The organism is Chloracidobacterium sp. N (assembly GCF_018304765.1).
GTDB lineage: Bacteria > Acidobacteriota > Blastocatellia > Chloracidobacteriales > Chloracidobacteriaceae > Chloracidobacterium > Chloracidobacterium aggregatum.
Window position 1 is genome coordinate 500,514 of sequence record NZ_CP072642.1, and the last position, 12,911, is coordinate 513,424.

12 protein-coding genes are annotated in these 12,911 nt (G+C 63.5%); 3 read left to right on the forward strand and 9 right to left on the reverse strand.

Going from position 1 to position 12,911, the window contains the following annotated elements; all coding sequences use genetic code 11:
• Positions 1–17: 17 nt before the first annotated feature.
• From hemC to J8C05_RS02160, 7 genes are all read right to left on the reverse strand, one after another.
• Positions 18–974, reverse strand: a complete 957-nt coding sequence (hemC, locus tag J8C05_RS02130) for a hydroxymethylbilane synthase (RefSeq protein WP_211422573.1) — start codon at positions 972–974, stop codon at positions 18–20.
• Between the two features lie 102 nt (positions 975–1,076).
• Positions 1,077–1,622 (reverse strand): class I SAM-dependent methyltransferase, encoded by a 546-nt coding sequence (locus J8C05_RS02135; RefSeq protein ID WP_211422574.1) that lies wholly within the window; start codon positions 1,620–1,622, stop codon positions 1,077–1,079.
• Positions 1,609–2,829 (reverse strand): glycosyltransferase family 2 protein, encoded by a 1,221-nt coding sequence (locus tag J8C05_RS02140; protein ID WP_211422575.1) that lies wholly within the window; start codon positions 2,827–2,829, stop codon positions 1,609–1,611. The genes J8C05_RS02135 and J8C05_RS02140 overlap by 14 nt, the downstream gene beginning before the upstream one ends.
• A gap of 27 nt (positions 2,830–2,856) precedes the next feature.
• Entirely contained in the window at positions 2,857–4,230 is a 1,374-nt protein-coding gene (locus tag J8C05_RS02145) for a PP2C family protein-serine/threonine phosphatase (RefSeq protein WP_211422576.1), read from the reverse strand.
• 345 nt (positions 4,231–4,575) lie between these two features.
• A complete protein-coding gene (locus J8C05_RS02150) occupies positions 4,576–5,718 on the reverse strand; it encodes a cystathionine gamma-synthase (protein ID WP_211422577.1) in 1,143 nt (380 codons plus the stop codon).
• A gap of 155 nt (positions 5,719–5,873) precedes the next feature.
• The gene (locus J8C05_RS02155) at positions 5,874–6,086 is read right to left on the reverse strand and encodes a Trm112 family protein (protein WP_211422578.1); all 213 of its coding nucleotides are present in this window, start codon (positions 6,084–6,086) and stop codon (positions 5,874–5,876) included.
• Positions 6,087–6,096: 10 nt separating this feature from the next.
• A complete protein-coding gene (locus J8C05_RS02160; RefSeq protein WP_246840727.1) occupies positions 6,097–6,849 on the reverse strand; it encodes a SprT-like domain-containing protein in 753 nt (250 codons plus the stop codon).
• Positions 6,850–7,064: 215 nt separating this feature from the next.
• Between J8C05_RS02160 and J8C05_RS02165 the strand changes: the two genes are divergently transcribed.
• The 3 genes from J8C05_RS02165 to J8C05_RS02175 are packed head-to-tail and all read left to right on the forward strand — an operon-like array spanning position 7,065 to position 10,432.
• On the forward strand, positions 7,065–7,610 hold the full coding sequence (locus tag J8C05_RS02165) for a hypothetical protein (protein ID WP_211422579.1): 546 nt from the start codon (positions 7,065–7,067) through the stop codon (positions 7,608–7,610).
• Between the two features lie 8 nt (positions 7,611–7,618).
• Positions 7,619–8,176, forward strand: coding sequence for a suppressor of fused domain protein (locus tag J8C05_RS02170; protein WP_211422580.1), 558 nt, complete (start codon positions 7,619–7,621; stop codon positions 8,174–8,176).
• A gap of 57 nt (positions 8,177–8,233) precedes the next feature.
• Positions 8,234–10,432, forward strand: a complete 2,199-nt coding sequence (locus J8C05_RS02175) for a PAS domain S-box protein (protein WP_211422581.1) — start codon at positions 8,234–8,236, stop codon at positions 10,430–10,432.
• Here J8C05_RS02175 and J8C05_RS02180 read toward each other — a convergent pair.
• A complete protein-coding gene (locus J8C05_RS02180) occupies positions 10,387–11,181 on the reverse strand; it encodes an MBL fold metallo-hydrolase (RefSeq protein ID WP_211422582.1) in 795 nt (264 codons plus the stop codon). The two genes, J8C05_RS02175 and J8C05_RS02180, sit on opposite strands and share 46 nt — an antisense overlap.
• 150 nt (positions 11,182–11,331) lie before the next feature.
• Entirely contained in the window at positions 11,332–12,780 is a 1,449-nt protein-coding gene (locus tag J8C05_RS02185) for a FecR domain-containing protein (RefSeq protein ID WP_211422583.1), read from the reverse strand.
• Positions 12,781–12,911: the final 131 nt, after the last annotated feature.

The following is a 12,911-nucleotide window of genomic DNA, read 5'->3' on the forward strand; positions in this document are numbered from 1 at the left end:
GTTTTCTCGGCGTCGGGTCAGGTATGGAGTTCGTCCAGCAATTCGGCCGCGCCTTGCGCCAGTACCCGTTCGGCCAGTTCCCGGCCAATGTCTTCGGCAAAGCGGGCGTCGCCGGTCAGTTCATCCTGCACGAGCCGCGTCCCGTCCACGCGGGCGACGAGCCCGCGCAGGCGCAGCCGGCCTTCGTTGTCCACGACGGCATGGGCGGCAATGGGTACCTGACAACCGCCTCCCAGTCCGTGCAGAAAGGCCCGTTCGGCTTCACAGGCGTGCCACGTGCGGTGATGGGCCATGACCTGAACCGCCGCCTGGGTCGTGGCATCATCCTCCCGAATCTCGATGCCCAGTGCCCCCTGGCCGACGGCCGGCAGCATGACCTCGGTTGGAATCCGCTGGGCAATGCGTGCCCCGAAACCAAGGCGACTCAAGCCGGCTGTGGCCAGGATAATGGCGTCGTAGCGCCCTTCTTCAACCCGCTGCAAGCGGGTGCCGACGTTGCCACGCAGGTCAGCCAGTTGCAGGTCGGGACGCCGGGCCAGAAGCTGCGCCTGGCGGCGGAGACTGCTCGTGCCGATGATCGCCCGGGGCGGCAGGTCATCGAGTGACTGGATGCCTTCCCGCGCCACAAGCGCATCCCGTACATCCTCCCGCTGGGTCACACAGCCCAGCTTGAGCCCTTCCGGCAGGCGCGTCGGCAGGTCCTTCAGGCTGTGAACGGCCAGGTCCACCACCCCGGCCAGCAGGGCTTCCTCGATTTCTTTCGTGAAGACACCTTTGCCGCCAATCTTCGAGAGCGGGGCATCAAGGATGGCATCCCCCGTCGTTTTGATGATTTGAATGGCAACGCGACGGGTCGGAACCGCCTGTTCGAGCTGTTTTTTGACCCACTCGGCTTGCCAGAGCGCCAGGGCGCTGCCGCGTGAACCGATGACAAGATCGGCGTCGGGTCGGGCGGTGGGAACGGAGAGCGTCATGGTCAGGGTCTGGATGTATGTAAAGTGACAAAATTGCTACTGCCAGCCTATATCGTCCGACGGCGTTTCACGACAAAAAATGGCGTTGTGGCCGGCGGTCCTTCAGCTTTTGCGAAAGGCAAAAAAGTTGTTGAGACCCAACTGGAAGCGCTGGTGTGCGATGAGTTCAAAGCCGGCCTGCCGAAAAATGTCCGGCGTTTGCGATACATCGAAGCCGTGGTGCGCCTCGGTTTCCATGCCATCCAGAAGGCGCAGGGCGATCATGGCGTCCAGGATGCGGTCAACGAATGGATGAGGCACGGTCATGAGCAGCTTGCCGTTCGGACGCAGGGCGTTGGCGCAGGCGGTGGCAAAGTCTGCGAGCTGATGGCTGGGGATGTGCTCGAGCACGGCCAGCAGGGTGATGGCGTCGAAGGGGTCGCCCGGCGGCAGATCGTCCGGGAAGTGTCCGCGCACCAGTTGGATGCGGTCGGTGGCCAGACGTGGATCGGCGTCGGGGTCAATGCCGACATACTGCCGGAAGCCCGTGACCTGCCGGGCGAGTGCGCCATCAAAGGCCCCGATGTCCAGAATGCGATCCGTGGGCGCAAGATGCGGACGTACCACGGCAATGCGCCACCGCTGGAGGTAACGGTCAAGCGGCTTCATGCTCTGGAAGTCCCGTCGTGGTTATCGCTGGCGCCATCCGCCGGATGCGCAGCCCCAGAATGCTCAGGAAGAGGCTGGCCAGAATGGTTTCGCAGCCGAGCATCAGGCAGAGCACCGAAGGAATGACCATCCGCAGCGTCCGGCTGGCATCGAGTGGGCCGTAGGCCGCTTCGTTCCAGGAAACAACCGCGGCGATGGAGCCGGCCAGTCCGCCAACGACGAGCAGGCTGCCGATGATGAGGCCGGTTTCGAGGGTGATGTACTGGAACAGTCTGGTCAGCCGTGGGTCTTCGGGGAGAAGTCCCTCGTTGATGGCAAAGACCTTGGCCAGCAGGGCAAAGGTGATGCACTGAAAACCAATCAGCACCGCCAGCGCAGCGTAGAGCAGCGTGTGCACGTCCAGAACGACACCGGCCAGGCGCTGCGGCCCCGGCAGAAGCCAGGTTCCCACACCCAGCCCGACCAGCATCAGGAACAGTCCCGGATAGAGAAAAAGCCAGCGTGGGCTGTACAGCAGCATGAAGCGCAGATGCCGCCAGCCGTCCCGCCACGGACGCAGATGCGGCGGACGCGACCGCCCATCGGGCGAAAGCGTGGTGGGCACTTCGGCAATCCGCAGTCCCAGGAGCGTGGCCTTGATGACCATTTCCGAGGCAAACTCCATGCCCGTGGTGCGCAAGTCCATACGCTTGAAGGCCGCCATGGAATAGCCCCGCAGGCCGCAGTGAAAATCACCCGCCGGGCACCGGAACAGCAGCCGTCCGATGCCAGTCAGGACAGGGTTGCCGATGTAGCGGTTTTTCCACGGCATGGCTCCGGGCTGAATGCCGCCGCGAAAGCGGTTGCCCATCACCAGGTCATAGCCGGCGCGGAGTTTTTCGAGAAACGGCATCAGGTTCGCGAAGTCGTAACTGTCGTCGGAGTCGCCCATGATGACGTAGCGCCCACGGGCGGCCAGCGTGGCCCCGTACAGCGCCGCGCCGTAGCCCCGCGTGGGGATGTGGACCACCCGTGCGCCAAGGCGGTGGGCAATGGACTGTGAACCGTCGGTCGAGCCGTTGTCGCCAACGACAATCTCTCCGGTGACACCGTGGCGGTTGAGAAAATCGAAGGCCTTGCGAATGCAGGTTTCCAGGGTTTCAGCCTCATTGAGGCAGGGCATGACGATGGTCAGCTCAACGGGAGCTTCAGGCGAAGCAGCGGACATGCGACATCTGGCAGATGAGGTGTGGAATCACTGGGAAGGGGGCGCTGTGACGTGGGTCTGTTCGCGCGGCGGGTCCGTGCCGTCCGGTCGCACACCAACCTTGCCGCGATTGATGAATGTCCAGATGAGCGCCACCAGCGAGAGCACCACGAGCACCCCCGTAGCCACAAAGCGATACATCTGAAGTCCATCTTCGGAAGCCGGGTTGTGCGCCCTGGTCTCCAGGTGTGAGGTGTCCGGCAGGTGCGCCACACCGTTGGAGCTGGAATCGGAGCTGGAAGCTGCCGCCGGGGCTTCTGCCGGGGCCGGAGTGACGGCGGCAAGCTGGCGTGTCAGCCCCAGTCCACCCGTAATAGCCAGTTCGGCCGGCGTCGGTTCCTGCACGGAACCACCTTCCGAGGTCAGCTCCATGGTTGGCGAGGTGTCCGGCTCGTCCTGGGTCGGTTCGTCACCCAGCCCCAGGCTTTCTTCGGTTGGGTAAGGCAGGTCGTGATCGCGGTCAATCGGGATGATGCGGTCATCGCCGGCAACCTCGCCGCGCCGTGGAAAACCCTCACCCGTGAAACGCAGGAGCATGACGGTGATGTTGTCCTCGCCGCCGCGTTCGTTGGCCAGATTCACCATGTGCTGGCAGGCCAGGCGCAGGTCGCCGTTGGTGGCGCTCAGGATGTGCTGCATGTCTTTGTCGTTAATCTTGCCGGAGAGACCGTCGCTGCACAGCAGCAGCACATCGTCGCGGCAGACCCGGATGCTATCTACCGTCACTGCGACGCTGGGCGTGGCCCCCAGCGCCTGAAGAATGACGTTTTTGTAGGGGTGGGTTTCCGCTTCTTCGCGGGTGATATGCCCGGACTGAATGAGCTGTTCGACGAGGGATTGATCCGTCGTCACCTGCTCGACGTTTCCATGCCGAAACAGGTAGGCGCGTGAGTCGCCGACTTGCGCCAGATAGAGCACGGTACCATCCAGTCCCGCCCCGGTGAAGGTCGCTCCCATCCCGGCATATTCCGGGCTGCGCTGGCTCTGGTGGTTGATGAACAGATTGGCCCGCTCAATGGCAAACCGGAGGCGCTCGTGAAACTTGAAGTGACTGAATTCGGGGGCTTTCTGAAGCCGCATCAGGCTGTCGCAGACCTGCGTCACGGCCAGATGACTGGCCACTTCGCCCGCCAGCGCCCCGCCCATACCATCGGAAACGGCCAGCAGCACACCCTGATCAGCAGGGTGCAGCTCAATGAGCAAGGGATGGTCCGGGAGTTGATTTTCAGCCGTCCAGCTCTGCCCGTTACTGAGGTTGACAATCAGGAAGTTGTCTTCATTGTGCGGGCGGACCACGCCAACGTCAGTCAGCGCATACACTTCAATTTTTCTCACACCGTTGACGGTTGTCGCAGTGGTCATAGCATCGTGATGTGGTGAGGGTTGGTCGTTCCCATGGTGGGTCATTGCCATCAGAATTTCGTGTCAGGCCATAACGCCGTGGTGATGATTGTTGTTGAGGATAATCCTTTGTGCGTATGGTGCTGCGAGAATACGGTGCCGCCGATACAAGGGCAACGTTGCGTACAACGTATGACCGCGTAGGTGCGGGCCATTCAAGGAGTCCATCACCTGTGCGCGTTGCCGACAACCGCAATCTGTGAGTCCTTGGCTGTGTTCATCACAAGAATGGATGCGTCAGTATAAGTCAACCCGGGCAGGGCGACTAGGGGGTAAATCTACCTTGTTCCAGAGGCCAACACCACCTCACAGCGGGGCCAGCGCGTGATCCAGATCGGCCAGCAAATCCGCGATGTCTTCGATGCCAACCGAAAGCCGGACAAGTCCTTCCGTGATGCCCAACCGCTGCCGCTCCGCTGGCGGTACGCTGGCATGGGTCATCGTCGCCGGATGGCAGGCCAGGCTTTCGACGCCGCCAAGCGATTCCGCCAGCGCAAACACCCGCAGGCTTTCCAGCACCCGCTGGGCGGCTTCCAGGTCTCCGACATCAAAGGCCAGCATTCCACCAAAACCCGTCATCTGCCGAGCCGCCAGCGCGTGCTGGGGATGCTCCGGCAGTCCGGGGTAATACACCCGCGCCACACGCGGATGTTCGCGCAGAAACCGGGCAACGGCGCGTCCGTTGGCGTCGTGGGCTTGCATGCGTACGACCAGCGTTTTGATGCCGCGCATCGTCAGCCACGCATCCATCGGGGAAAGAATCGCTCCGGCGGCATTCTGGACAAACGCCAGGCGCGCGGCCACTTCCGGTTCCGTGACGATGACCACTCCGCCCACGCTGTCGCTGTGGCCGTTGAGGTATTTCGTCGTCGAGTGCACGACGATGTTCGCCCCCAGCGTCAGCGGCCGCTGGAAGTAAGGCGACATAAACGTGTTGTCCACGACGACGTGAATCCCCTGCGGCCGCACTGCCTGCGCAATGGCGGCAATGTCACACAGGCGCATGACGGGATTGGTCGGCGTTTCCAGAAACACCATCCGCGTCGTCGGGCGCAGCGCCGCCACCACCTGCTCTGTATCGCTGGCATCCACGTAATCAAACGCCAGCCCGAAGTCCGTCAGCACCCGCTCAAACAGGCGGTACGTCCCGCCGTAGGTGTTGTCGGACACCACGACGTGATCGCCGGCCTTGAGGCAGGCCGTCATGACGGCGTGAATGGCCGCCATCCCCGAAGCAAAGGCAAAGCCCGCCACACCGCCTTCCAGCACGGCCACGTTGGCTTCCAGCGCCGCGCGGGTCGGATTGTGCGTGCGGGCGTACTCATATCCTTTGTGCCGCCCCAGCCCTTCCTGGACGTAGGTCGAAGTCTGATAGATCGGCACGGCAACAGCGCCGGTTGCCGGTTCCGGCGGTTGACCGGCATGGATGACGTCAGTCGCAAATCCCATGGGGTGCATTCTCCCGCCGCCGCGCCCGGCCGGCCGACGGCTGCTGTGAGTGCAGAAAGTTCTACCGCAGTTTACGCCGGTTCGCTACCGGCTGGTCATACCGCCTCTCCCCGGCAGTGGCGTCACGTTCCGCGTTCTTCCGCCGGGCCGCCGGTTCATGACCCTTCCAGAGAGGATTCCGAAGGTTGTCGGGCCTTTTCAAGCAGCATCTGGGGAATACCGTCTTCAATCGGGTACACCCGGTGACAGCGTGGACACTGGACGCCCGTCCGGTCAGCCAGCAACACGACCGGAACCCGGCACACCACACAGCAAATCAACTCAATGGCGGGCAGGGCGGCGTCGGTGTGACCGGTAGCAGTTTCCATGACAGGACTTTCAGCGGCGGCGCGTCCGGCTCAGGGTTTCGGCCAGCCGGCAAAGCCAGGCCGAAGCCTCATCATACCCGGCAAACCGGCGCTCATCTTCCTGAAATGCCGGCGTGTGAACGCACCGGCGGCCGTTGACGTGCGTGACGCCATGCCTGATGTGCAGCATTTCGTGGTAGAGCACATACTCGACGACCAACTGCGGCACGCGCGCGTCATCCAGCGTCCGGCTGATGACGATGGTGTGGTGGGCCGCGTCGTAGTGGCCAAAGGTCCGGCGCGTCCGCCGCTGGCTCCACGTCAGCGCCGGACGCCGAAGCTGGCCGTCGAAATACTGCTGATTGAGCCGGTGAAACAGCCTTTCGAGGTCATAGTGCTTCCCGCGCGCGCCGGAAATCAGCTTGAACCCGCGCTCGCGCCGCCGCTGCTCGGCCAGCCGCGTCACCGGCTTCGAGCGCACGTACTCCCGGAACACCTCCGTGCAGCGGCCGGGAACGGGCTTCCGGTACAGACGTGCCAGCAGAATGCCGGCCACGGCTTCGATGACAGCCTTTGGCGCGTGGATGAGGATGTCCGACAGCCGGACATACATCACACCCTCCCGCAGGCGAATGGTGTTGTTGATGCCCACGTAGGGGTAAAACGTCACCTGAATGGCGCGCGGCTGTCTGGCCCGGGGCGCAATGAATTGCTGCCAGCGGGCAAACATCTGGATGAGTTCAGCTTCTGAAGGTGTGCGGAGTGGTTGTGCCGGATGAGCCATAAGACCAAGCGTAAACCCCGACGATAGTCTGCCCGGGTTGTCAGCGTCAACGTACCCGCTTTGCCCCCCAAGTCAGCCTGGGCCGGTGCGCGAAGGCCGGCATCAGACACGTGAAAGGCTGAAAAAAACAGAAAACACCGTTTTGACTCCAGCCGCCCTTTCCGGCACAATGCCCGAAGGCCACAACATCACTTGTGGCTTTGAGTTGAAAAGCCATGATGCCCCACTCCGAGCCTGACCTGCCGCTGCCTTCCGGCGAGAGCCTTCCCGCTCCCGTTCCTTCAGGGCCTTCCGCGCCGCCGGACACCGGCTTTCCGCTCAAGTCGCTGCTGCTGGCCGTGGGTGGTGTCCTGATGCTGGTGGTGGTCGTTTTCGGGGGCTTGCTCTACTATGCCTTCCAACCCCAGAGAACCACGATGACTGTCGTCGGGCTGGAATGGGAGCGGACGATCCAACTCGAACAGCGGCAGCCGCCAGCCCCCGGAGAAACCGATGAGCGGTGGGTCGCCGTCCGTGAGCTGACCGAAGCCGACGCCACACCCAACCCCCGCTGGCCCGAGCTGCCACCGGGTGCCGATTACCGCGCCGGCAAGCGCACGGAACGGTATCTTGTGCGTGTCCGGTCATCCAAAAGCCCGAAGGTGTATGAACATCCCGTGCCGGCGGAACTCTTCATCCGGTTTCGTGTGGGCGCTCCATGTGAAGTCATCATCCGGCGCGGCATGGTCGAAGCCGTCACACCGCCGCCGGCGTCCCCCTGAGTGACAGGATGCCCTCTGTTGCTACGTCAACTCCGACGCCCAGAATGCGCCGGTTGTTTTTCAGACTTGTGGAAGTGTGGGGCCATCCAAACCGCATGGCGGCGCTGGGATCGCTTCACGTCGCTGTCTGGGAAGACCCCGGCGGACTGGCCACGGCTTTCAACACGCTGGGCCTGTCTGACCAGGCGCAGACTCCAGATGGCACACCCTTTGAGCTGCACTGGATGATCAAGCGTCCACTCCCGCCTGCCGGACAAACTGAGGCCGCGGCCTTTCTGGCGCAGTTGGCCGTCACCGCCAGCCAGTCACAGCCGGCCTTCGACTGGCAGACGCGCGTGGAAGTCCCGACCGGCGTTCCCGGCTTCACGCACTGCCGGGAAGTCTGGCTGCACCCGGCCCTGACCGACGACGATCCTGACACCCTCGATGACCCCCAAGGGCCCGTCAAGGTGCTCTACGTCATTCCACTTACCGAATACGAAAGTTTCATTTTGCGGCGGGAAGGCGCTTCAGCCCTGCGCGAATACGCCAGCGCCAACAGTATTGACCTGCTTGAGCCACGCTGAAGACGCCGCTGCGTCCTGACTGTCCAGGCTCACCTGACTACCCACTGAGGTCTCCCTATGTCGAATTCATCAGAGCCTTCCTATGAAACAGCTTATGCTGAAGCCTTGGAAGCCGCACTCGCCGGTCAGCCGGCGCTGCCGTCCTTTTTTGAGTCCTGGGAAGCCGATGCCTGGCCGCCGGCGGCTGACCTCATCCGCCTCCACACCCGGCTTCTTCAGGGGCGGAATGATGTGGCCCAGGAGCGTGCGGCATCGTTTCTGGCCGAGGTTCTGGCGCAGTACGACGCGCGGTATGCCGCCCTCCGGGAAGACTTTGCCTCCCTGGAGCGGCTGACCAGCGTCGGAACCTGGAAGTACGATGTCCGACAGCAACGCCTGTCGTGGTCAGACCGGGCACTGGAAGAGCTAGGGATGTCGCGGGAAGAGGCTTTGACGGATCCAAACATGGTCATTGCCCATTTCGTTCACCCGGATGATCGGGAACAGGTAGCTGCTGCCCTGTTCCGTACCATAACGGAAGGAACTGACTTTTTTCAGCAGTATCGCCTTCTGCATCCCACACAGGGGGTGCGCCATCGGCAGTGCCGTGGCGAAGCGCGCCGCGATGCCGCCGGGCAGGTGACGCAGGTGTTCATGGTTTCACGGGATGTGACCGAGGATGTGGCCTACCGGGAACACATCCAGTTGCTTGAAGCTGTTCTGGACAACATCCACGATGTCGTGCTTGTGACCGAAGCCGAGCCGATTGATCCGCCCGGGCCGCGGATTCTCTACGTCAACCGGGCGTTTGAGCAGATGACGGGCTACACAGCGCTCGAAGCCATCGGGCAGACGCCGCGCATGCTCCAGGGACCGGAAACCTCGGCGGAAGCCCGCGCCCGGATTCGGCAGGCGCTGCAAAACTGGCAGTCCATCACGATTGAACTCATCAACTACCGCAAGGATGGCCACCCGTTCTGGTCCGAGATGGCGATTGTGCCGATTGCCGATACAACCGGCCACTACACCCACTGGGTGGCCGTCCAGCGCGATGTGACCGAGCGCCGCCGCATCGAAGCCCAGCAGCGCCAACGCTCCCGGCTCGAATCCGTGGGGCAGTTGTCGGCCGGGATTGCCCATAACTTCAACAATCTGCTCGCCATCATCCAGGGGTACGGCGAAATGATCCGCCGGGATGTCGCCCACTCCCCGCAACTTCTGCGCCGCCTGGAAAGCATCCTGCGCGCCGTCAGGCGCGGAAGCGAACTCGTTCAGGAACTCATGGTGTTTTCACGCCAGCGCGACGGGCAGCCGCAGATACTTGACGTGTGCCGCGCTGCCCGGGAAGTGCTCGATATGGCCCGCCGCCTGCTTCCCGCCGAAATCGAAGTGGATGATCTGTCTCTGGCGTCGCTGACCGGCGAAAGTCTCCTGGCCCATCTCGACGCCAGCCGTTTCTCGCAGGCGCTGCTCAATCTCATCCTCAATGCGCGCGACGCCATGCCGACCGGTGGGCACCTGACCGTCACCGTCGGGCAGCAGACCGTCACCAACGCACTCACGCAGTTGACGGCGCGTGTCGTCTATGCCCACCCGCCGGAGCCGGGCGACTATGTGTTCGTGAAGGTGAGCGATACAGGTGTGGGGATGGATGCCGGAACCCAGCAGCGCATCTTCGAGCCGTTTTTCACGACGAAAGAGGTGGGCCAGGGCACCGGCCTGGGACTGGCAACCGTCTATGGCTTTGTGGGTGAAAGCCGCGGCTTCATCACGGTGGATTCAGCTCCCCGGAAGGGCACGACCATCGGGCTGTTCTTTCCACTCGCGCAAGGCACGCCGGCGGCTGAAAAAGTTTCAGGTGAGGTGAAGCTGCTCTCGGCTCTGCTCCCCGCAGATGCCACGGCGCTGATCGTCGAGGATGAAGCCGAACTGGGTGCGTTCCTGTCCGAAACGCTCTCGGACATGGGCTTCAAAACGGTTCACCACGTGCAGGACGGCGCGGAAGCCGTTCCACTGGCCGAACGCCTGGGTTCACCGCTGGCGCTGGTTGTCACTGACCGGTCGCTGCCGCACGTGACAGGGCTACAGATCATAGCGGAGTTGGCAAACCGTGGCCTGTGTGAACGGTTCCTGCTCATCAGCGGGCTGCCGGGGCAGGAAGACCTGCCGGAACTGCCGCCCGGCGTACGGCTTGGGCGGCTTCAGAAGCCCTTTTCTGTGAAGCAGCTCTATCAGGCGGTGCAGGGGTTGTTCCGGCCGACAGGTGCGCCTTCCTGAACCACAAGCCGCAGACCGTCATAGGCCAGCCGGACACCCGGCGGCAGACGGGCGTCCAGTTCGGCGTGGCGGATGTCGTGCGCCATGTGCGTGAGGTAGGCGCGTTTGGGTTGCAGCCGGGCAATGTAGGCCAGCGCCGCATCGAGGTGCAGATGGGTGGGGTGCGGCTTGTAGCGTACGCAGTCGAGCACCAGCACTTCCAGCCCCAGCAGTTGTTCACAGGCGGCATCGGGAAGGGCGTTGCAGTCGGTGATGTAAGCGAAGTTTTCGAGGCGGAAGCCGAGCGTCGTCATGTCGCCGTGGGGCAGCGCCACTGGTGTGACATGTAGGCCGCAGAGGGTGAAATCGCCGCCGATGACGTGGGGCACCAGCCGCGGACGGCTTGATGGTCCGGGCGGGCCAAAGGCGTAGCTGAACATGCGGTACAGGTTGTGCCACGTTTCGGCGCTGGCAAAGCACGGCATCGCGCCCTGGCGGTAGTTGAGGGCGCGCAGGTCGTCCATCCCGAACACGTGGTCGGCATGGGCGTGGGTGATGAGGACGGCATCGAGCGACTTCAACCCGGCGCGCAGCGCCTGCTGGCGGAAATCAATCGAAGGGTCAATGAGTATCTGCGCTCCCTGATGGCGGACAAGTAGTGAGACGCGCAACCGGCGGTCGCGTGGATCGTCCGAGGTGCAGGTGGGGCAGTCGCAGCCAATCATCGGGATGCCCACGGACGTGCCCGTGCCGAGGAATTCGATTTCCATGGTTTTGCGAGGGGAGGCTTCAGCGTGTGCGTCGGATAGGGGGGGCGCACCGGTCAACGATACTCTCAGGAAGGAACGGAAAAAACTGGTCGAAAAGAAACTGGCGGCCGGAAAACCGGCCGCCAGCGGGTTTTCGTGTGTCAGGCGTCGTCACTCGACGACAGGGCTTTGGGTGCGGGTTTGGCCGTCGCCGCCGGAGCGTACCGGGGCAGCCGGGCGCATGCCGCCGCCGGGCGCGGGACTGATCCCCGGCCCGGCATCGCCGCCGTAGCCCCCACGCATGGTTGAGCCGCCGTAGTCAGGCGTCATGCTGCCGCGCGTCATCCCGCCGCGCATGGGCATGTCGTAGCCGGGCTTGCCGAAGCCGCCGTCATCGAAGGTGGGACGTGCCACCGGCGAGGGCAGTTCCCGGCGCGGCAGGGCCGGCAGATGATCATCGTCTCCCAGGCTGGCGGACGGGCGCGGCGACGGATCGAACCGTGGTGGTGTCGGCATCGGACGCGCTGTTGGCATGGGGCGCTGGCGGCCCATTTCGCCCAGCGAGCCATCGCCGGGCGCGACCGGCTCAATCGGCATCTCGCCCGGCGCGGTCGGCTTTCCGGCCGGCTGACCGGCGACTGTACCAGGGCCATTCATCGGCGCGGTCGGGGGCGCTGGATTGAAGTACAGCGTGGGGCGGTACATATCCCACGGCAGGCCCCAGCTCGTGCCATAGGCAAAGCCGTAGGGTGAGTTCCAGTACCCGTAAAACGGAAAGAAGGTATAGCTGCCCAGCCGGGCATCAAAGAGCCAGAGACCGAAGAAGGGCGCAAAGCCGAAACCATACGCGCCGCTCTGCCGCCAGCCGTTGAACGCCGCCAGCACATCCCGGTCGCGCAGGCGGGCGTTGGCATCCCGCAGGGTCTTGGCGCGGTTGCGGCTCCATTCATCGAAGGCGTCGCGGTCTTTTTTGTCGAGCTTGGCCGTCGTCACCGCCGTGGCATCGAGGGTGACAAGCTGTTTGTCCTTGACCGGCAGCGAGCGCCCACCCTGCTCGACGGTAATCCGGCCCTTGGTCACGGCCACCGTCGGTGCGCCTTCCCGTGGGACGGTCACGCGGTACAGACCGTTCCGCACGACATTCACCGTGCCGTTCGGCGTGATGATGCGCAGCAGAAGTTCCGTGCCATCGGTTCCAGTGATTTCAAACAGGGCGCTCCCGGAGATGACTTCCACCGCCAGTGCGTCGAGGTTGGGGTTGGTCATGACGATTTCCCCGTCGCCGTCGAGGCGCAGGTAGGAGCCGGGATTGAGCAGGATTTCAGCCCGCCCTTCAGCGCTCGTGCGCAGGCGATCACCGGTTTTGAGGCGGTCGCTGAGACTGACGCCGCGCCAGGTGTCCGGGGTTTTGGCCCGGCTGCTTGTGACCGTACCTTCGATGAAGTTGATCGTGCCGGCCTTAGCCGAAACGATGAACTGTTCCGGCAGGCTCACCGTGTTGGCGCCGCGGATGGGGACTTCCGTCGTTGGCGCCTGGGGGGTCGTTTGGGCGCTGACGGCGGTTGCGCTGAACGTCCAGGCACCAGCCAATAACGTCAGTGTGAGAATAGATCGCTGCATACCCAGAAACCTCCGTGGGGTGAATGGTTGCGTTTCCCGGAAACGATGGCGTTTTCCAGTGCAGGCGTTGTGAGCGGTATTCCGGCACGGTTGCGGAACGTTGAATGCGGTGTCGCACACTGTGGCACAAG

What these genes read in the sequence shown, in the direction of transcription:
- hemC (WP_211422573.1), bottom strand. Translation starts at nt 974, where the DNA reads ATGACGCTCTCCGTTCCCACCGCCCGACCCGACGCCGATCTTGTCATC.
- J8C05_RS02135 (WP_211422574.1), bottom strand. Translation starts at nt 1,622, where the DNA reads ATGAAGCCGCTTGACCGTTACCTCCAGCGGTGGCGCATTGCCGTGGTA.
- J8C05_RS02140 (WP_211422575.1), bottom strand. Translation starts at nt 2,829, where the DNA reads ATGTCCGCTGCTTCGCCTGAAGCTCCCGTTGAGCTGACCATCGTCATG.
- J8C05_RS02145 (WP_211422576.1), bottom strand. Translation starts at nt 4,230, where the DNA reads ATGACCACTGCGACAACCGTCAACGGTGTGAGAAAAATTGAAGTGTAT.
- J8C05_RS02150 (WP_211422577.1), bottom strand. Translation starts at nt 5,718, where the DNA reads ATGGGATTTGCGACTGACGTCATCCATGCCGGTCAACCGCCGGAACCG.
- J8C05_RS02155 (WP_211422578.1), bottom strand. Translation starts at nt 6,086, where the DNA reads ATGGAAACTGCTACCGGTCACACCGACGCCGCCCTGCCCGCCATTGAG.
- J8C05_RS02160 (WP_246840727.1), bottom strand. Translation starts at nt 6,849, where the DNA reads ATGGCTCATCCGGCACAACCACTCCGCACACCTTCAGAAGCTGAACTC.
- J8C05_RS02165 (WP_211422579.1), top strand. Translation starts at nt 7,065, where the DNA reads ATGATGCCCCACTCCGAGCCTGACCTGCCGCTGCCTTCCGGCGAGAGC.
- J8C05_RS02170 (WP_211422580.1), top strand. Translation starts at nt 7,619, where the DNA reads ATGCCCTCTGTTGCTACGTCAACTCCGACGCCCAGAATGCGCCGGTTG.
- J8C05_RS02175 (WP_211422581.1), top strand. Translation starts at nt 8,234, where the DNA reads ATGTCGAATTCATCAGAGCCTTCCTATGAAACAGCTTATGCTGAAGCC.
- J8C05_RS02180 (WP_211422582.1), bottom strand. Translation starts at nt 11,181, where the DNA reads ATGGAAATCGAATTCCTCGGCACGGGCACGTCCGTGGGCATCCCGATG.
- J8C05_RS02185 (WP_211422583.1), bottom strand. Translation starts at nt 12,780, where the DNA reads ATGCAGCGATCTATTCTCACACTGACGTTATTGGCTGGTGCCTGGACG.